This is a genomic window from Flavobacterium sp. (genome assembly GCF_965277525.1).
Classification (GTDB): Bacteria; Bacteroidota; Bacteroidia; order Flavobacteriales; family Flavobacteriaceae; genus Flavobacterium.
In genome coordinates, this window is sequence record NZ_CBDIDC010000011.1 from 520,903 (window position 1) to 539,625 (window position 18,723).

Genomic DNA, 18,723 nt, shown 5'->3' on the forward strand with positions numbered 1-18,723 from the left:
AAAAACATGAAAAAAAACATTACCCATTTGTTATTAATTGCTGTTGCTGCTGTTTTTACAGGATGCAACGATGATGATAATACCCCCGCAGAAGGTCTTGCAATACCCATAGCAGTGAAGCTTCAGGAAAAATTTGAAGTACCTGCATTTAATGTATTAAACATAACAGCAACTGCTGATACCTCTAACCCAACCTATGAATGGGTACTCACCAAAAATCCTGCAAACCAGACAAAAGATTCTATTGTTGGAAATAGTAAAGACTTAAGATTTATTGCTTTATATCCCGGTCCTTATGAAATTACTTTAAATGTTACAGAAGGAGATAAAAAAGGAAAAAGCAGCACTACTGTTACTGTTATTAATGAAACTAAAAATTACAATCCTTACCTGACAGGCATTTATGATTTTAATCCGGCACCAGGTATGTTTGCCAATGACCTCTATAAGGACGGATTCGTAAAAGCAGATGTGATGCGAATAGCCCTGGGAAGAATAAACGAAACCAGCGTTGGGTATCCTATTGATTTGGGTGGGTTTGGAGGATCGATTGTAGTAGGTTTTGATCATACTGTTGTAAATATTCCGGGACAAAAAGATTTTAGGGTTTATGGAGGTGATTTAACAGATAAAGGCAATCCGCCTGCACCTGGTCTGATATATGTGGCCTACGATAAAAACGGAAATGGCAAACCTGATGAGGATGAATGGTGCGAAGTAATAGGAAGTCAGCATACGAAAGAAAATACAGTTAAGAATTTTAAAATCACCTATAATAAACCGGCTGCCGGAAAACCTGTAGTAGTAAGCGGCCCTAATGATCCTTTTGCAGATCGTGAACATATTTTTTGTGAAAACAATAAGTCCGAGTCTTATTATTTGCCAAGATCTAAGGGTAAAAAAGAATATTATCCAAGTTGGGTTACTCAGAACACAGCTGTGTATGAAGGAATGAGGCTGAATGTGAATTTTACACCGCAACGCCCGGGGCAAACTACTTTATGGAATTTTGACGCACCTGAATGGGGCTACGTAAACGCAGTAAATCCGGATATTGATATTGACTGGGCGGTGGATAAAAATGGAAATAAAGCCAATCTCCCCGGCATAAATTTTATAAAAGTGGTGAACTGTGTGAGCGAGCCAATGGGACTGTGTCATCAGCAATCTTCAATGGCTACGAGGGTTGCAGGTGCAGCTGATCTTCACCTGTTAAAAAAATACAATCTAAAAAAAGTAAAGGAATAAGAATATGAAAAAGTTTTTAAAATACAGTGTATGCCTATTGGCAATTGGCGCTTTTTATAACTGCAGTAATGATGATTCGAACTCAGATCCTGTGATTATAACTGAGCCGGAACCAAAGCCGGTCAAGGAACCTGTTATTACGCTAAAATTGCAATCGGATTTTGCGACAGAACGGTATAATGTTGTAGCTATTGATCCGGAAATAGGTATCGAAAATGCTAATGGTGCCGTTGCCCAGTACAAATGGACTGTAAAAGTTACCGGTAAGGACGGGGTGGTTAAAGACTCTGTTATTGGTGATGCGAAGACCTTACAATTCATAGCTCCAAAGGCACAAGATTATGCTGTAGATCTTACTGTTACGGTAAATAAAGTTGTAAAACAGGCTTCCGCCAAAGTTAAAGTTTCAGAAACAGGTAAAACATACACTTCAAAAGCTTTGTCGCTTATTGATTTTGTACCATCTCCAGGTTATAGTATAGAAAACTATGCTTTTACGACAAAGATACAAGCGTTAGAAACAATTCAGACGGATCTTAAAGCCGGAACGAGTATCAATCTGGGAACTTTTGGCGGTTATATTGTTACAAAATTCGACCATACTGTTATTAATGCCTATGGCAAACGGGATTTTATTGTTCAGGCGGTTGTGAATAGCGCTACTGTAAAGTATTTCCCGGTAAGCATCAAAGTGGCTTATGATGCCAATAAAAATGGTATTGCAGAGGACAATGAATGGTATGAGATAGCGGGTAGTGAATACCATAAATCTTCGACAACAAAAAATTATGAAATCACCTATTATAAGCCAGATCCTAATAAGGCAGCGGTAACAGGCACAGCCGATTGGCAGTTTGACAAAGAATATTTAAAATGGTCGGATAATAAAAATGCATCAGGCTTTATTACAAAAACAAAAAAATGGAGACGCTATAATTATTATCCACAATGGATCGGAGATTCTTATACAGTGAAAGGTACAAAAGTCTACCTGCCTGTAAAAGATGTAAGTGATGGAGAAGGAACAGCTTTCAATGTTGGGACTTTTGACTGGGGGTATGGCGGTATCAAAGATCCTTCAATAGATATTAGCTGGGCGGTAGATAATAACGGAATTAAAGTGCATTTGCCGGGAATTGATTTTGTGAAAGTATATGTTTCAACATTTGCAGAATTAGGGTCTTCAGATTTATTGACAAGCTCTTTCAAAGAAGCTGAAGATTTAAATTTTACAGCAGCCAAATAATCAAAGAAGTATGGTGCTATATACTTACAATAATTAACCATGAATATTAACCCTAAATTTTATAAATTATGAAAAAAGTACTTTGTTTTTTGACGGTAGGTTTGATTTTGGGACTTTCGTCCTGTAGCAATGATGAGAACCTTTTAAGCAATGAAAGTGCCAGTGCAGCCGCACAAAGCTCCAGTGTAACTTCAAAAAAAGCGGTAATTGATCCTGCGGTAGGAACCACATCTACCCTTAATCTTAGCAGTTCTTTATTAACGAGCGGAACCACAACAACCGGAGGTAAGTATTGGGAAAACACCTATGTTTCAGGCACGAATTTAAATGTAGATATCTTTACGTTTTCTCATACTGCTACTTCTGCAGGTTATAATTACTGGGATGGTTTTATTGTGTCAAATGTAAATGACATTAGAGATTACGGTTCAGGAGCTGCTCCCGGCGGATCTGATGGCTGGGTGCCTCATCAGTGGGGAACTATGGCAGGAAGTGGTTTTGGCAGTTCTTCTACGATTCCTGCAGGAACTCCCGGTACAACCGGAGATCCTTATATTGTGGCATATTGGTCAAGTTATTTAGATCCTCAAAATCCGCAAGGGTCTACTTTTAGTGAAAGTGGATTCTCTAACTGGATTAAAATTGGAAACACAGGATTATATTCAGTTCAGGGATTAAAAATCAATATGCATCCATGGCCCTATTATGGCTGTTTGAATGGGGATGGTTTTGCGAGGGCATTTAGTTCAGGCGACCATTTTGATTTATTAATTTATGGTGTTGATGAAGATGGAATTATTACAGCTCCAATCACGCATTCATTAGCGAGCTACACAGGATCTTCTTTGGTAATGCCAACAGGATGGGTAAATGTAAATACCTTAAATCTTCAAAGTTTGGGAGATGTAAAATATCTTGTTTTTCAGCTGTACTCAACAGACGCAGATCCAGTTTACGGGATAAATACGGCGGCCTATTTTTGTTTAGACAAGCTTTCTGTAAAACGAGTAGAATAATAAAAAGAGCATGTACAAAAACAAAAGAGCCATCGAAAGATTGGCTCTTTTGTATTTAAAAACAGATGACATCTCAGGTTAATTAATACATAATCAGTTCGTTTTTTATGATTTTACAAAGGATTCCCTGATCAGAAAATTTGCTAAAGCATTTGATTGTAAGATCATTTTCTTTTTGTAACAATTATAAAATGGTGTCGCTTTTTACAATGTACTTATCCACCTATTAGGACATTAAACGCTCCGAGAACAATTGAGCCTCCATGAGCGGTTGGATCTCCCAGTCTGGCAGCGGGTAATCCGTCTATCATAACTGTTGCCGATCCTTTTATTATAGTATCCGGTGGTCCTACGCATGCGAGCGTATCCCCAACTCTGGCCGCCGGTAATCCTCCTATTAAAACATTTGCTGCTCCCGGACCAATGATAGGCCCGCCTACATGTGGAATTGGAGGTAGTCCCGGTGTTGCCATGGGACATTCGTGAAAATCTGTAAGTCTTGCTGCTGGTGGCATATTCTTAAATTTTAAAGGTTAGTGATTAATTATTAATTGTTAATTGTTGGTATGTTGTACAAAATTTGCGAAAATCTAAACCTTGACAAAGCGTTATGCATTTATTAGTTGATCATTACCATAGCACCTTTCAGCGTCAATTGCATTCCGCCTGATACCTGAGCTGTTTGCCCGCCTTGCGCATTATATTGGTTATCGGCGTTTTCTTTGATATTTATTCCTTTTGTGGTAACATCACCGTTATTGGATTCGATGGCAACGCCTTGCATTCCTTTGATTGTAACATTTTGCTGAGCTGAGATGTTGATGTTTTTTTGGCTTGTCATATCAATACCATTACCAGACATTACGATACTGTTTTTATTCTCATCATTAATCGTAATTTTTTTGTCTTTATCACTTATAATAATGGTGTTTTTATTAGGAGTAGCAACGGTCCAGATTTTGTTTTCATCATCAAATTCTATAGATATCCCGGATTTAGAAACAATGGCTTTTTTTGAATTTTTATCGTCGGGCGCTAAGTCTTTGAAAGGTTTTATTTTGGTATTGCTGTATAAGCTTCCCAGAATTACGGGATAACGCGGATCTTCGTTCAAAAAGCCAAGAATAACTTCATCTCCCACTTCGGGAAGGAAAAAAGCTCCGGCATCATTGGTAGCATAAAAGTTAGAAAGTCTTGCCCAAATACCTGCTCCGTTACTATCGAATAAAGGAACGTCTACAAGAATTCGGTATTGAGAATCCGGATCTCCGGACATTTTTTTTACCGTTCCGTTAAAAAGGCCTCTTGCTCCGGGAATTAAACCGGAAGCGGCGGGTGCCATGACATCAGGCTCTTCGGTAAACCAAAGTGGCGAAAGACCAAAAGAAACTTCGGATACCCAGTTTCCCTGCGAAAAATCATGAACCACTCCTGAGATGAGGTAATCACCGTTAAATCGGGTACCAAGTCCCTGAAAAGTTATCTGTTTCCCGGGTTCAGCCAAACTGCTTCCCTGAAATTTAGCTTCCCCTGTTATTTTAGAATATTCACTTTTTAGCATTTGTGCTTTAGACCAATTATTTAAATCTTTAGTATCTAATGAGGCCGAAGTTTGCAATTGAAAAGCTGATAAACCCACAACTTCGGATAGTTTTTGAGACGATAGATTTCCGGCTCCTTGTTCATTGGGTGCTGCCTGACCCTTTATAACAACTTGATTTTTATAATCCCAGCTATTCGAAGTTACATTTCCTAACTGCGTCTCAGCGTTTAATTTAGCATTAAAATGCAGTAAGTTATCTCCATACGTTACAGTCAGTACAGATGTCGTATCACTGTTGGGTGCATTCACAGAAATTTTGCCGTTTATAGTTGTTACAATCAATCCATTTGCTTCAGCAAGAGCCAGAATATAATCCCAGTCGGTTACATAATATTGCACTTGTTCCGGCCATACAGTAGTGGTAGCAGCCACGTTTGAAGTTAGTCCTGAATATTGTGCTATAATGGATGAAATGATTTCACTGTCTTTTTTATTGGCATAAGTAAGACTTTTTCTTCCTACGATCATTTTTATTGCAGGATCACGGCATTCAACTTCCAGTATTGACCCACTTAATTCATCAATACTAAGGGATTGGCTCATGATTATTCCCTCAAAAATAATGTTATTAAAACCATCATATCCGGCTTCTATACGAACTACTGCACCGGGTAAAAAGACAGATGAGGAACTTATGTCAAAATTGCCCGTGCTGGCCTCACCGTCTAAAATCACAATTTTAGCCGTAGCGATTCGGTTTACTTTTTTTTCGACATAGACAGATACTATGCTAATCTCATCCGGAATTGCACTTCCGTTAATTTTAATAGAGTAGGAGATTACTAAATCTTCGTTTGACATTTCTTTTGATGTGGCCATGGAGTTGGGATTGAATTATGATTAAAGTATTAGTTTATTACTACCATTTAGATGTCTAAATTTGTTGACGTTGTTGAATTTAGTTAAGGCTATTCTTTTTTTTAATTATTAATTGCGATGCTTCAAGTTTCTTTGTTAGCAAGATGTTTCATTTGCTGTTGAACTGTAAGGGTAATGAATTCATCAGGACGAATAAGGGCGACTTTTATAAGGACTATCATGTACCCATTTAGAATATCTTCGCCGTTCATCGTCTGACCTAATCCGCAAATAACCTGAAAAGCATCTTTTGGACTTGCCCCCTGTAAACCACCCTGTTTCCAGACAGAAGTAAGGAAATCACTTATCATTGAAGTAGCAGCTACCCAGGTATTTTGGTCATTAGGCGCAAAAATAAAAGGCTGAATGGCAAATTTGCAAGACTGTTCCAGATAAACGAGGGTTCGCCTTACAGAAATATATTTAAAGTCCGGACTATTTCCATCTAAAGTTCTTGCTCCCCAGACTAAAATTCCCAGACTGTTAAAGGAACGGATAACATTTATGGATTTACCGCTAACGGCATCGACATTCAAAGGACCTTGCTGACTGTCTGAAAGGGCAATAGGTAATGATATTACTCCGGCAATAGAGGTGTTTGCAGGTGCTTGCCAAGGACCTGTGTTGGTATCGGTTGCCGTAATAACACCTGCCATTCCACCGCTTGGCGGAAGAATATTAGCGTTGGCCAGTACATGATTTATAATTAAGGAATAGAGAGAACTTGCATTCATAAGTGCATTATTATTTTGAGCAATAGTCAGACCGCTTTCCGGATTTCGAATGTTGTTAAGAATTGCAGTAATATCCGGGTTGGGAGCACTTGACGGGTTAATTATAGATTCTAATTGTTTAAAGTCACCACCAAACAAATTGGTATAATCAATAGCTGTATTTTGCATTAGATTAGTTCCTATAAAAGGGTAATACGCTATTCCGTAGCTTAGTCCATTCATGCCTGTATGCGCCCTGAAATTTGCAATATCCTGTTTGTACAAAACAGGATCTGGTGCATTTCCTCCAATGATATCAAAAATACATACGCTGGTCATCAAAGTACTGGCCTGATTCAACATATCCTGCATAAGTGTACCATTGTCCTCAAGGTTTAGCAAAGTAGCCTCAGGACAAATATACATTGTTGGTTCTTGTGCGTTTAATAAGGCATAAAGACCTTTTTGCAAATCGTTCAACTGTACGTTTGCGTTTACAAGAGGAGCATCCGGTGCCATTGGTTTTTGAGAAGCTGGTCCGTAAGGCCCAACAGATACAATGTAGGCATCTCCACCGCCGTTTTCATAAAAGAGTTTTACACTATTGTACAAATAATAAATAGTACTCGGATCCGGAACTATCGAGTAATAAGATCCATTATTTAAGATATAATCGCCCTTAACAGGTTGACTTTTTTGTTGTACTAAATAATATTGAGGACTATACTGTTTCGTCTGATTTGTTGGTTGCTGAGGATCTGGCAGGCAAAAATAAGTAGTAAACTCAGCAAACGAACTGATTTTTACAGGGATCTTCGTATACGATTTTCCTAAGTAAGAAGCTTTTGGCGTGTATCCTATAAACGCTGGTACCGCTGTAGCCACTCCTGTAACCGAATTTGGAAAAGCATTTAACTCCTGAATGTAAACACCGGGAGTCTGAATGGTAGCTAAATTTGTTGATTTTGATTTAGGGCTCATTTTTATTTGTTTTTACAGATAGATATACATTGGCGACACCACTTGACCACCCTGGCTATTTTGAATTATTGTCATTCGGGAAACATCAGGAACGGGTAGACTTTTAATAATTATTTTAGCATTTATATTGTCTGGGCTCAATTCCTTTCTGCCACTAGTATTGATCAGATCAAATTTGAATTTGGGTTTCTCGCTAAGAGAAATATGTTTATTATTTGAGGTAAAAAGCAAGGCCTGTTCCCCGGTTTGAAGTGTTACTTTGGTAGGACCGTCAAACTGTACGATGCCTTTTTCGGTAATGGCAGCATTGTTTAATAAAACATCATTTTTATTAATGACATAATAGTACCATTGCGTTTCTCTTGCTTTAAAAATTATTTCAAAAAGTACAGGACTTGAGTTGTTGAGGAATTTTTTCAGGTCTTCAAAATAAATTTTCAGATTGCCTGTAAAAGAATTTGACTGCTTGGTCTCTAAGGTTTCAAGGAGTGTTATAGTTCCGTTATTATTATTATTATTATTATTATTATGACTTGTATACGTAATTAACCCAAACCAGTTAATGGGTAACGCTGTAAAAAAATAGAAGTTAAGATTACTGGATTGCATGTTGAATTCGAAATAATCCTGCGAACTAGTTTTAGATATATAATCCAACATAGTGTTTATGGGTACTGAGGAATTATACAACACTTCAAATCCATTAGAAGAAGGATGTAGTATAAAACCATTTTTCTTCAGTAGCATTTCAGTTTTATTTTCAGGCATAAATTGCAGGCAATCGCATTTATTGTCCTCAAAGAAAGTATGGGACGCCAAAACACTAAATATCTTTATATAATTGCTGTGTATCATTTGGCGAGATCATCATTTATACCTTTTAAAGCAGGAATAGTTTCTGTGATTTCAGGAGTCTGAACTTGTGTCAATCTCATCTTATAAATTACAGAAGGCCGGTATTTTGCCCCCATTGCTGTCCATAAATGGTGCATTTGATCAGAAGAAATTTTTTCATATTCAAATTCCAGTTTTGTCAAACCTGCAGGAAAGGCAGCAAAGGAGGAAGGATCTAAAGAATTATTAACGTGAAAAAAATAAATAACAGCATCCAAAAATTGTAAAGATTCGCTATAATTGTCAAAATTACTGCTAATGAGTATGTCTAGAGTGTATCTTTCGATAGGATTAAAACCAGAATAATTTTCGTTTTCTAATTTTTTACTTCTAACATAAGAAGGCTGATTGGTTTCTTTCTCTATATTAATTAGGGACACAACTACTTTGTTTTGATTCACCTGTGGTAATGAACCATTGGGCTCAACAAGATAATTAAGGACTATTTTTTCTTCATCCAGACTAAAACGGTTTCTAAAAAACTGTCCGAGTACTTTACTGGTAAATTGAAGGGATTTTTCTATCATAGCAATTTGAAATTAGTTTCATTAAAAATGGACAGATTCTTTTTAAATCCCAAAATAACTAAATCAATATCTAATGAATTCACGGTATTGTTCAGATTGGTTTCAGTTGAAACGGATACAGCAGAAAACCTAAAATTAGTTATAGTGATTATTGTATTCAATACCCTTTTGACATCGTCACATTCTATTACTACAGACTTTTTCTGGGGCATATTTGAAATACTATTTATTGCTCAGTTATGTATTTTTTAATCTCGTTTAAAATTAAATACGGAGGGCTTATAAAAAGAAAAATATGTTATAATATGGATTTTTCATGTCATAAAACCCTTTTTGGTATAAGTTATACGTAAGAGTTTTATGAAAGCAATAGGGCTTGTATTATTTGGCTTATAAATTTATAAAAAATATAAGATAATACCACTAATACTATTGTGTGTTTTGTTTTTTTGAAGCCTGTAAAAGATAAAAAAGGCTGTTTTTTTATTCTGTCAAAAGCGTATTTTTCAAAAAACTAAAGCCCAAATTTAAATAGGTATTTCTACTTATAAGCATTTGAGTATATTTTATATCTTTGATTATCAGAATTATACTATTTATTGTGGTAAAATAAATTAAATTATAAAATAAAATGATATGAGTAAAATTTTAATTTTAGCAGTTGACGGAGGTGGTATAAAAGGAATAATACCGTCTTATTTTCTTACACAATTAGAAAGTACTATGGGACTGCCTTGTTATCAGATATTTGATATTATAGGCGGGACTTCTACAGGAGGGATTATTGCCACTGCTCTGACTTCTCCAATAAACGAAACAGTGCCTCTAACAGCATCAGAGGTATTAAGAATCTACAGTACTGATGGTGATAAAATTTTTGTATCGCAAGAATTTGAGGAGCTCAAATATGTATCACATTACTATGGAGATGACGGCAAAGGAAATGGCATAGAACCTTATTTGCAAAGTACCTATCTGTGGTCTTCTCTCAATGATGCAAAAAATAATATGAAGGAAGTGTTGAATGGAAGAACAAAACATGTTTTTACAACCAGTTATACCATAAATAGTAACGGGGGCATCATTAACAATCCACAAAAAGGAAGTGATTATGGCCCTTATTTATTTAACTGGTTAGATGCTTCAGATTATCCGTCAGATGATTATTATGTCTGGGAGGCAGCAAGAGCCACAAGTGCAGCTCCAACCTATTTTCCTGTTGCCCATGTAGGCGGTAATCAGGGACCAAATTCAGCTGCAAATGAAAGATGGGCGCTGGACGGCGGAGTAATGTCTAATAATCCCGCCATATGGTCTATTAGCGAAGCTTTTAGAACCGGATTAGCGAGTTCTTTAAGTGATATCGTCTTAGTGTCATTAGGAACCGGTTCTTATCCGGCCGGAGCAGGATTGGTTACAGTAGATCAGGGAGGTTTGGATCCTGATAATGGAAATTGGGGTGTTGCGCCCTGGATGGCTAGTGATTTAGATGATTTAGCGGGTATAGAAAATGGCGACGCTGCCATTATAAAAATAATTACAGAAGCGGTTCAATTGGTATCAAGTCAGCAATTAATAGGATTGACGAATTCGGGATTATCATATTACCGACTAGAGCCGCCAATTGCACAAGCCCAATCTCAAATGGATAATGTAGACCCGTCAAATGTTGAATCTCTAATTACAAGCGCATCGGATTATCTTAACAGTCCCGAAGGCAGTAGTATTTTTGAGCAAATTGTGAATGAACTGACGTCTAATCTATAGATTTTTCTTTATAGAAATACCAGTATAAAGTTATAGTGCGAATGTTTCTTTATTCTTTGCAGAAACATTCGTATTTTATCTGTTTGAAATTAATGCAATAAAACACATCAAATTCAGGCTATTTAAGGTATTTTAGATTGCGTACTAAATGGAACATTTTAATCAGGATAAAAATGGATGAAATAAAATTATACATTGAATATGTAGCCAAAGGAATTGAGATCGCCGGTATTATCACCATAATTATCGGTACAGTGCTGGCAATGGGCAAGTTTATTTTTACATTACAAAATACGGTTCCACGATCTTATAAGATCTTAAGACAAGAACTGGGTAAAGGTATTTTGCTGGGTTTAGAAATCTTAGTAGCCGGAGATATTATAGGTACTGTAGTCACAGAACCTACAATGGACCGCGTTCTTTCATTAGCGGTAATTGTTTTGATCAGAACCTTTTTGAGTCTGTCACTTGAAGTAGAGATCGAAGGAAGATTTCCGTGGCAGAAGGGTAAAGATCTAATCGAATAAAAATTGGGACTTTCAATTTAATTCAGGAGTGTTGCTAAAAGTAGTACCCGATTAACTGGTGCTATTTCCTGCTTTCAGGTATTCTTTGGAGATCTTTACCTGAATTAAATTACCGAGATATACAGAACGTTTGTAATTTTTGTCGCTACTTGAAATTAGTTTCTGGTAAAGGATATTTCGCATTTTTCGAAATCGGGGGAAAAAATACGGCATTCGGATTTTAGAAATCTGAAGTCTCTCACAGGTTTCCTTGTCTACCAGAAATCGGACAAAACTAGTGTGCAAATAATTAAGGAAATTCTTCTGATATGCTTTTTGGAAAATATTAGAGGCTAAAGATTCATTTTCTAAAGCTTTTGCCAGCATTACAGAATCTTCATCGGCAGCAGCCTGAGAAGTAGTCCACAAATAAAACATTTCTGTCGCTTCTTTTTTATTATTTGGCAGGTATTCTGTTGGGAGACCAAGCAGGTAGCCTATGTATTTCCAGAGATGAAAAACTCCCAATTCTTCCTTTTGCGAGATATCAAGACCAAGTTTATGAAGTCCATGCAGGAATATAAGACTGAACCCAATACTGGTAGCGACCATATCGGCAAAATTAATGGGCTCTCCCCAGGTTTCTTTATCCCAGGCAGGATGCTTTTCTTTAATCATTATTCTGGAAAAACAATGTATCATTCTGGTTCTGAAAGCATACTGATAACCATCATGATTAATTTCTAATGCATTATTGCGTGTTACATGCGTCCAGAAATCTAAGGTGTCCGTTATTCTTTTTGCGGCGCCTTTTTTTAATGCACCGGTATACACAAGTGCTTTATTGAGATACGCATAGTCGTACCCGCCCATGAGGCTATAATCCCGAAGTGAAATAAGTGCGTTTGTACCGCTACGCATAGAAAGCTCACAGCCTGCAACAATGAGATTATGATCCAGCCAAGGCGGAATTTCCTGCATCTGAAGCATCATTTTTTTTATATTATCAGGCAGTATATCAGTAGGCGTTATAATAGTGCGGGATAATTGCTGGATATAAGAATAGGCTTGTTCGAAATTGCGGTTGGCAAAAATTTCTTTGGCAGCAAGATCTCCCAAAGTATCATATTCCAATTTCATTGGTTTATAATAGTCCGTATGATCAGGATTGATCGTTGCACCTGACCAACTGATGAGGTCATTTCCATTGCCTTTATCCCAAAATGTCCTGATGTGATGATCCATATGATGTAGATTAAACAGACAAGTACCTTTTGCTTGCCTAATGGTTTAACCTAAAGTACAAAAAAATAAGCTTCAATACTATTGAAAAGAATTTTTGCTTTTTTATTAGAATTTAGAGCGAATTTAATCTTGGCATAAACCATCACATAGTGAACAAAAAAAAAAACAGACTCAATTGTTGGATTGAGTCTGTTATAAATATTTTTGTATAAATTAATTGCTGGTAACAGAGTAGCTGTTACAGGTAAAATTTACCCCGGCTCCATTTGTACCATAGCAGGATGAGATTTCAAAACCATACTGTATGTCTCCAACTGTAACATTGCCAAACCATCCTTTATCTTTTATCCAATTATAAATGGCTTTTGCATCAATTGTCCCGCTATTGGTTTTTGTTGTACGCAAGAAAGAATACACATTATTAGAACCATTGTTTCCTCTAAATACGTTCCAGGTATGACCACCAATGCTTTGGTTGGTATAGACCGGAACTGCAGCACCACTGGAGGAATAATTATAAGAAATTGGTTTTACATTTCCTGAACCATCAGAATTTCCGGTATAATTCAGCCATAGCATTATTTCATTGGCTTTATTACTATCCCAAAGATCATAAGCTGATACCCAGGCCCCTCCACTTGGGGTAGTAGCATTAAAACTGGTGCTAAGCGTGCTGATGGCACTCAATACTTTACCCACATATTTGGTCGAATTTGGATAGGATTTAATTCCCGCTGTATTGGGATGATTGGCCCAAAGTCCCCAATTACTATAACTATTTGCCCATATAGACTGGCTTCCGGCACCGGAGCCCCATATGTTGTTGTACACAGTATAACCTCCATTAGACCAACTCGCATATTGATCAGAGGACGACCATGCCGCTTTTACTTCGGGGTCTTTGTTTAACTCTGTTGTTTCGCAACTCATAAACAGAAGGCTTAATACTACAAATAAAATTGATTTTTTCATAAAATTTTAGTTTAAGGTTAATTAATAAAGTTGCACTAATGTATTAATAATTAAGTATTTACCGTGATATTTATTAATTATACCCCTAATTTTTTAATTATAATCATAAAAAAATAACTATCCTTTATAAAAATGCAAATTTGATTTTTAGTTATGGTAAAATTGACCATAAATAAAATAAAAAACTGAGAATACTTTAATTTATAAAAAATAAAATGGTCTTATTCTTAATATAGTAAGAATAATTCTGTTATTTTGATGATCGCTAGAGAAGAGTAATTGTTGGTTAATGTGTTGTAGTACAGTTGAATATGTTTTTGGTAAAGAAAATAGTTTACTTTCCTAAATTGGCAACCCATGTATTTCCTGATTTTCCAGCACCCATTTCTATATAAGTGCCACTCATCATAGCTTTGCAATGGTCTTCGCTATTTTTCCATCCTAGTACAACTTCGGCGGGAGTATTATAATTACGGGCAATTACTTCGCCTACGTATTTACCGGTATAACCAAAGGTAAAAGCTCTTTGTATAGGACTGGTACCTTCCGGGGATATGTGCGAAAAAAAATCCCGTACATTCATATCATGGGCGTAATAGATTGCAGTTTGTGTTAATATCGAATTGCTTACCAATGGCGGAACAGGAGGCATGTCTTCGGTGCCACATTTACATCCCGTTGCTCTAAGCTTGTTCATTTCGGCCAAAACAGTAGCAGTAACGTTGGTATCAATAACCACAGGTGTATCACTATCGTTATCACAAGACAGGAATAAAAAGACCGTTAAAATGACAATAATAAAATGTTTTGAAAACATAGCAAATGATTCTTAATGAGAATATAAAGATATTCGTTTTTTTATTTTGAAGACTTTCAAAAGTTAACGTTCGCTACTAAAATTTCGGACTAACCATTCAAAATTACCTCGCTATAGCCAGTAGTTTGTATTTCATTACAAAATTTATAGCAATAAAAAACTCCATGTCAAATGGAGTTTTTTATTGTTTAGCCTTATAAACTGCTAGATGCTTGCCATACCATCTGCATCTCCAGTACTTTCGCTTACCGTCTTTTCAATACAGCTTTGATCCTGATAAGAATGATCCGGTTTGTCATCCCAGTGTCCCCAGTCTCCCCGATAAGATTTTACATAGATTAAATCAATATTGTCTGTTGCGTAAACCTTGCATTGATACGGGCATTTTTTAAGGTTCTCACTTTGAAAATTATTTGAATTCTTCATGACTTGAGTGTTTAGGTATTTATCTCAAAATTAGTGGTTTAGCAATACGTTTAAGTTACATCATAATCCGTTTTTGTTATCAAATTAACATATAAATTTAATCAAATTTTTCAATTAAACTACAGTAATATAGTACAAAAATATTTGCTGTCATTTTTACGATTAATATTGGAGCGGTAGTTCGCATTATTAAAATTATGATACTGAGGTTGAATGAAATACAAATTACTAATGTTTTAGGCACCTTTCAGGTTTTCAAACAGAAAGTAGTTCATTTTTCAATTGCAATTTTTTTTAATAAAAAGTGATGAAGTAAAAAACAACTACGACTTGATTTTTATAGATTTGTAAAATCTATATATTCTCAAATCAGTTGGGGAAATAATCATAAAATCCAAAAACAATGAAATCTGTTAGTTCAATATTTTTATTTTTAATGTTTGTCTCGTCAAATTCTTACTCACAATTGAGTTCAGATAAAATATTCGAAAGTTTTAAACAGGGAGAACGTACCAATTGTTCGTCGATTGCTTTTATTAAAGCCTCTTTAAATGTGTATGGATTAGATAATCTTTTTGTAACTGAAAAAATAAGTGACAATTCATATACTATTACATTAAAAAATAACGCCACATTTAATCTCAAAGAAGATGAAATAAATAAAGCGAAGGTATCAGCTGATTTTGTATTTATCAAAGACAATTGCGAGAGCGAAGAAATAACAGATTATGCCATATTGACTTATGCAGTGATGGCAAAATACAAGCAAATTATTGACAAGGAGGCCACTTTTGATAAAGCATTAGAGGCTTTAGAAGATGGAGCAGTATATACCCCAACCATTTACAAATATTTAGGATTCAAAAAAGGCAAGCAAATAGAAAAGTTAAAGCGACAATCCGGAAGTGAATTCTGCGGGGTTGTGGCATGGTCAACAGCACATGCCGTTTTTGTTTGCGAGGAATTTATGGACTATTACGGGAACAAAAAAAGTATATGGATAAAGTATCCGGGGCGCTTTAGAATAATCAAGTCATAAGCGATTAAAAAGAAAACGATAAAAATAAAGTTGCAATTTAAGTTAATTTATATATTTTTGTTTTTATCAACAACCAACTAAATAAAAAAAATGAAGAGCAAAATTATTTTACTAAGTGCACTTTTCTTCTTGACAACCGGTGCTATTTCAGCACAGGCAAAAAATGCTCCAAGAAGTATTATCAGTACAACAGCTTTAATCCGTAAATACCATGATCAAAAAGAACTGAGTGGTATGCAAAAAGGAGAACTTTTAGAATTGTATATTGAGCGTATTAAAGTTTTAGTAAAAACACTTCCTTACATCGCCTTAGTTACCAAACCAGGTGTAACCATGTCAGATTTAGGTATTCCTGACGATGCTGAGCACAAAAAAGTATTAGATGCTCAGGCAGTAGGAACTACTGATTTTTTAGATATAACAGTAGGGTTCCAAAGAAAGATGATGCCTTATTCTGATAAAGGAAATCTTATTGCAGCAATATTGTTTTACGAAAACACATTAAAATCGTTACACGAGTTCAATGAACTGAACGAAATGTAAGATCATTTTCAACAAAAAAAGTTTATACTGTAAAGTATAAACTTTTTTTTATTGAGCTTAAAAAGAATCTTATTTCGTGCCGGCAGCACTTTTATCTACAAGAAATAATAATTCTCCGGAAACGGGTTTAATTAACTGCATCGGGTAAGTTGCAGGATTATAAGTTCCAGTTGTTACCTCTTTTAATGCAGGCGCTTTTTTCTCCCCAAAGGCCACAACAATAATCTTTTCAGCTTTGTTGATTAGCGGTGCAGTAAGCGTAATGCGATACATCTTTTGAGGCTCCAGATAGTAGGCAGCCACCCATTTATTTTGTTCTTTTAATACTTCCTGACCAGGAAAAAGAGAGGCTGTATGACCGTCATCGCCCATTCCTAATAAGATAAGATCAAATTTTCCTTCATCTCCCAGAACTTTTCTAATAGACTGTTCATAGGTAATAGCATACTCTTCAGCCGTGACACCCTCTTTGTACATCTCGAATATGTTGCTTTTTGGAATAGGAACGTGGCTTAGTAATGTAGCATAAGACATTTTTGCGTTACTAAGGTCATCATGAAGAGGCACCCAGCGTTCGTCGCCCCAGAATATGAACACTTTACTCCAGTCTATTTTAGTTTTGTAATCGTCAGAGGCTAATAATTTGTAAATTCCTGCAGGAGATGAACCTCCGGTAAGTACAGCTGTAAATTTGCCTTTTTTAGCAATTGCCTGTTGTGCTGCAGCTACAAAAAGATCTGCAGCTGTAGTATTGATTTCTTCTGTACTATTGTATATCTGTATCATCTAAAATATCTTCTTTTATATTACTTTGTGTATTTTGAATCCAGGCATGTCCCTGACGGGCCAATAATTCGTCAGCTTCTTCAGGTCCCCAGCTTCCTGCTTTATAATTAGGGAAATTGGTTGGTGGTATCGTTTTCCATACCTGCTGAATAGTATCAATAGCATCCCATGCCTGTTCAACCTGATCCCATCTCATGAATAGGGTAGGGTCACCTGCCAAAGCATCAGCGATTAACGTTTCATAAGCTTCCGGGGACATGGTAGAGCAGGAGAAATAATCAAATACCATCTCTGCCGGTCTCAAAGAAAGTGACAGGCCTGGTTTTTTGGTCATAAATTGCAGCTTAATATCCATTGCCGGCTGAATATTGATAATTAGCCTGTTGGGTGTCATACCTTCTTTTCCATAAGAAAAGGCAGAATGCGGAACAGGTTTAAATTGTATGATAATTGAAGATTGCTTTTCTTCCATTCTTTTTCCTGTACGCAGGTAAAACGGAATTCCCTGCCATCTCCAGTTATCCAGATAAATTTTCATGGCCACATACGTTTCTGTCTTAGAATCCGGAGCAATTCCTTTATCCTGGCGGTATCCCGGAACCGAATTTCCTTTTATAACACCTGCATCGTATTGCCCTCTGACAACGTAGTGATCCACTTCATCCGGTTTGATGCGACGAATAGATTTTAAGACATCTGCTTTACGGTTTCGGATATCATCTGCTTCTAATGAAGCGGGAGCTTCCATAGCAGTCATGCATAAAATTTGAAGCAAATGGTTCTGAATCATATCTTTTAAAGCACCGACTCCCTCATAAAACCCGCCACGTTCTTCGACACCCACTTCTTCGGCTACTGTGATTTGAACAAAATCAATAAAGTTACGGCTCCATAAAGGCTCAAACATTGAATTTCCAAAACGGAAAGCAAGAATGTTCTGAACGGTTTCTTTACCTAAGTAATGATCGATCCTGTAAATCTGTTCTTCTTTGAAAGTATGCGAAAGCATCTCATTAAGCGCAATTGCAGAAGTTTTGTCGTAACCAAAGGGTTTTTCAATAATAATACGATCTTGCTTGGCATTACCGGCAAGTCCGATTTTTTTGATGTTACTAGAGATGGTAGTGATAAAAGAAGGAGTGATGGAAAGGTAAAAAAGACGATTGGCACGTTCTCCAAACACCTCATCAATACCCTCTATCTTTTTGCTTAAACTTTGATAAGACTCTTCTTTGTCAATATCAAGACTATGATAGGTGATATGAGATAGAAATTTTTGTGTTTGAGGGTCAGAAAGACCTTTTTTTCTTGAAAAAGTATTTAGATTTTCTAAGACATAGCTACGGAACTCTTCATCGCTTTTCTCAGCTCTTCCCAGTGCGATAATCTGAAACTTCTCTGACATACGACCGTCAAGATACAGATTTTGAAATGCAGGAAAGAGTTTTCTTTTTGCGAGATCTCCGGTTCCTCCAAAAATAACAATGATTGTTGGATTTATATTTTTGAACTTATTCATTTTGTATGTTGTGTTGC

At 36.2% G+C, this 18,723-nt stretch carries 18 protein-coding genes; 7 read left to right on the forward strand and 11 right to left on the reverse strand.

Annotated elements, in window-relative coordinates; all coding sequences use genetic code 11:
* The first annotated feature begins 6 nt into the window (after positions 1–6).
* The 3 genes from ACQY44_RS22810 to ACQY44_RS22820 all read left to right on the forward strand — a co-directional run bounded on the left by ACQY44_RS22810 (position 7) and on the right by ACQY44_RS22820 (position 3,510).
* Positions 7–1,248, forward strand: coding sequence for a hypothetical protein (locus tag ACQY44_RS22810; RefSeq protein ID WP_428232577.1), 1,242 nt, complete (start codon positions 7–9; stop codon positions 1,246–1,248).
* A gap of 4 nt (positions 1,249–1,252) precedes the next feature.
* Entirely contained in the window at positions 1,253–2,494 is a 1,242-nt protein-coding gene (locus ACQY44_RS22815; RefSeq protein WP_428232578.1) for a hypothetical protein, read from the forward strand.
* A gap of 68 nt (positions 2,495–2,562) precedes the next feature.
* A complete protein-coding gene (locus ACQY44_RS22820; RefSeq protein WP_428232579.1) occupies positions 2,563–3,510 on the forward strand; it encodes a DUF4465 domain-containing protein in 948 nt (315 codons plus the stop codon).
* A gap of 215 nt (positions 3,511–3,725) precedes the next feature.
* Here the strand turns inward: ACQY44_RS22820 and ACQY44_RS22825 are convergent, their stop codons facing one another.
* From ACQY44_RS22825 to ACQY44_RS22845, 5 genes are all read right to left on the reverse strand, one after another.
* A complete protein-coding gene (locus ACQY44_RS22825) occupies positions 3,726–4,025 on the reverse strand; it encodes a PAAR domain-containing protein (protein ID WP_428232580.1) in 300 nt (99 codons plus the stop codon).
* Positions 4,026–4,129: 104 nt separating this feature from the next.
* A complete protein-coding gene (vgrG, locus tag ACQY44_RS22830; protein ID WP_428232581.1) occupies positions 4,130–5,932 on the reverse strand; it encodes a type VI secretion system tip protein VgrG in 1,803 nt (600 codons plus the stop codon).
* Between the two features lie 122 nt (positions 5,933–6,054).
* A complete protein-coding gene (locus ACQY44_RS22835) occupies positions 6,055–7,665 on the reverse strand; it encodes a phage tail sheath family protein (protein WP_428232582.1) in 1,611 nt (536 codons plus the stop codon).
* Between the two features lie 12 nt (positions 7,666–7,677).
* Positions 7,678–8,412, reverse strand: a complete 735-nt coding sequence (locus ACQY44_RS22840; protein ID WP_428232583.1) for a hypothetical protein — start codon at positions 8,410–8,412, stop codon at positions 7,678–7,680.
* Between the two features lie 104 nt (positions 8,413–8,516).
* Positions 8,517–9,086: a DUF4255 domain-containing protein gene (locus ACQY44_RS22845; RefSeq protein ID WP_428232584.1), complete on the reverse strand. Its 570-nt coding sequence runs from the start codon at positions 9,084–9,086 to the stop codon at positions 8,517–8,519.
* A 636-nt stretch (positions 9,087–9,722) separates the two neighbouring features.
* Here ACQY44_RS22845 and ACQY44_RS22850 point away from each other — a divergent pair.
* Positions 9,723–10,853 (forward strand): patatin-like phospholipase family protein, encoded by a 1,131-nt coding sequence (locus tag ACQY44_RS22850; protein WP_428232585.1) that lies wholly within the window; start codon positions 9,723–9,725, stop codon positions 10,851–10,853.
* Positions 10,854–11,026: 173 nt separating this feature from the next.
* A complete protein-coding gene (locus ACQY44_RS22855; RefSeq protein ID WP_428232586.1) occupies positions 11,027–11,380 on the forward strand; it encodes a DUF1622 domain-containing protein in 354 nt (117 codons plus the stop codon).
* A 51-nt stretch (positions 11,381–11,431) separates the two neighbouring features.
* Here ACQY44_RS22855 and ACQY44_RS22860 read toward each other — a convergent pair whose 3' ends face one another.
* The 4 genes from ACQY44_RS22860 to ACQY44_RS22875 form a co-directional block, all read right to left on the reverse strand.
* Positions 11,432–12,604: an oxygenase MpaB family protein gene (locus ACQY44_RS22860; RefSeq protein ID WP_428232587.1), complete on the reverse strand. Its 1,173-nt coding sequence runs from the start codon at positions 12,602–12,604 to the stop codon at positions 11,432–11,434.
* A gap of 213 nt (positions 12,605–12,817) precedes the next feature.
* Positions 12,818–13,576: a GH12 family glycosyl hydrolase domain-containing protein gene (locus tag ACQY44_RS22865; RefSeq protein WP_428232588.1), complete on the reverse strand. Its 759-nt coding sequence runs from the start codon at positions 13,574–13,576 to the stop codon at positions 12,818–12,820.
* A gap of 334 nt (positions 13,577–13,910) precedes the next feature.
* Positions 13,911–14,393 (reverse strand): CAP domain-containing protein, encoded by a 483-nt coding sequence (locus ACQY44_RS22870; RefSeq protein ID WP_428232589.1) that lies wholly within the window; start codon positions 14,391–14,393, stop codon positions 13,911–13,913.
* A gap of 204 nt (positions 14,394–14,597) precedes the next feature.
* Positions 14,598–14,819 (reverse strand): hypothetical protein, encoded by a 222-nt coding sequence (locus ACQY44_RS22875; RefSeq protein WP_428232590.1) that lies wholly within the window; start codon positions 14,817–14,819, stop codon positions 14,598–14,600.
* A 403-nt stretch (positions 14,820–15,222) separates the two neighbouring features.
* On the opposite strand from ACQY44_RS22875, the gene ACQY44_RS22880 reads away from it, so the two are divergent.
* Together ACQY44_RS22880 and ACQY44_RS22885 are read left to right on the forward strand one after the other, a co-directional pair.
* Positions 15,223–15,858, forward strand: a complete 636-nt coding sequence (locus ACQY44_RS22880) for a hypothetical protein (protein ID WP_428232591.1) — start codon at positions 15,223–15,225, stop codon at positions 15,856–15,858.
* Positions 15,859–15,948: 90 nt separating this feature from the next.
* The gene (locus ACQY44_RS22885; protein WP_428232592.1) at positions 15,949–16,401 is read left to right on the forward strand and encodes a hypothetical protein; all 453 of its coding nucleotides are present in this window, start codon (positions 15,949–15,951) and stop codon (positions 16,399–16,401) included.
* Positions 16,402–16,470: 69 nt separating this feature from the next.
* Here ACQY44_RS22885 and pgl read toward each other — a convergent pair whose 3' ends face one another.
* The gene (pgl, locus tag ACQY44_RS22890; RefSeq protein WP_428232593.1) at positions 16,471–17,187 is read right to left on the reverse strand and encodes a 6-phosphogluconolactonase; all 717 of its coding nucleotides are present in this window, start codon (positions 17,185–17,187) and stop codon (positions 16,471–16,473) included.
* Positions 17,168–18,706, reverse strand: a complete 1,539-nt coding sequence (gene zwf / locus ACQY44_RS22895) for a glucose-6-phosphate dehydrogenase (protein WP_428232594.1) — start codon at positions 18,704–18,706, stop codon at positions 17,168–17,170. Before zwf ends, pgl begins: the two co-directional genes overlap by 20 nt.
* Between the last annotated feature and the right edge of the window lie 17 nt (positions 18,707–18,723).

Coding starts and splice junctions, on each gene's coding strand:
- ACQY44_RS22850 (WP_428232585.1), top strand. CDS start 9,723: ATGAGTAAAATTTTAATTTTAGCAGTTGACGGAGGTGGTATAAAAGGA.
- ACQY44_RS22840 (WP_428232583.1), bottom strand. CDS start 8,412: ATGCTACTGAAGAAAAATGGTTTTATACTACATCCTTCTTCTAATGGA.
- ACQY44_RS22845 (WP_428232584.1), bottom strand. CDS start 9,086: ATGATAGAAAAATCCCTTCAATTTACCAGTAAAGTACTCGGACAGTTT.
- ACQY44_RS22880 (WP_428232591.1), top strand. CDS start 15,223: ATGAAATCTGTTAGTTCAATATTTTTATTTTTAATGTTTGTCTCGTCA.
- ACQY44_RS22860 (WP_428232587.1), bottom strand. CDS start 12,604: ATGGATCATCACATCAGGACATTTTGGGATAAAGGCAATGGAAATGAC.
- ACQY44_RS22810 (WP_428232577.1), top strand. CDS start 7: ATGAAAAAAAACATTACCCATTTGTTATTAATTGCTGTTGCTGCTGTT.
- ACQY44_RS22870 (WP_428232589.1), bottom strand. CDS start 14,393: ATGTTTTCAAAACATTTTATTATTGTCATTTTAACGGTCTTTTTATTC.
- ACQY44_RS22835 (WP_428232582.1), bottom strand. CDS start 7,665: ATGAGCCCTAAATCAAAATCAACAAATTTAGCTACCATTCAGACTCCC.
- pgl (WP_428232593.1), bottom strand. CDS start 17,187: ATGATACAGATATACAATAGTACAGAAGAAATCAATACTACAGCTGCA.
- ACQY44_RS22875 (WP_428232590.1), bottom strand. CDS start 14,819: ATGAAGAATTCAAATAATTTTCAAAGTGAGAACCTTAAAAAATGCCCG.
- vgrG (WP_428232581.1), bottom strand. CDS start 5,932: ATGGCCACATCAAAAGAAATGTCAAACGAAGATTTAGTAATCTCCTAC.
- ACQY44_RS22820 (WP_428232579.1), top strand. CDS start 2,563: ATGAAAAAAGTACTTTGTTTTTTGACGGTAGGTTTGATTTTGGGACTT.
- ACQY44_RS22815 (WP_428232578.1), top strand. CDS start 1,253: ATGAAAAAGTTTTTAAAATACAGTGTATGCCTATTGGCAATTGGCGCT.
- ACQY44_RS22825 (WP_428232580.1), bottom strand. CDS start 4,025: ATGCCACCAGCAGCAAGACTTACAGATTTTCACGAATGTCCCATGGCA.
- ACQY44_RS22885 (WP_428232592.1), top strand. CDS start 15,949: ATGAAGAGCAAAATTATTTTACTAAGTGCACTTTTCTTCTTGACAACC.
- ACQY44_RS22855 (WP_428232586.1), top strand. CDS start 11,027: ATGGATGAAATAAAATTATACATTGAATATGTAGCCAAAGGAATTGAG.
- zwf (WP_428232594.1), bottom strand. CDS start 18,706: ATGAATAAGTTCAAAAATATAAATCCAACAATCATTGTTATTTTTGGA.
- ACQY44_RS22865 (WP_428232588.1), bottom strand. CDS start 13,576: ATGAAAAAATCAATTTTATTTGTAGTATTAAGCCTTCTGTTTATGAGT.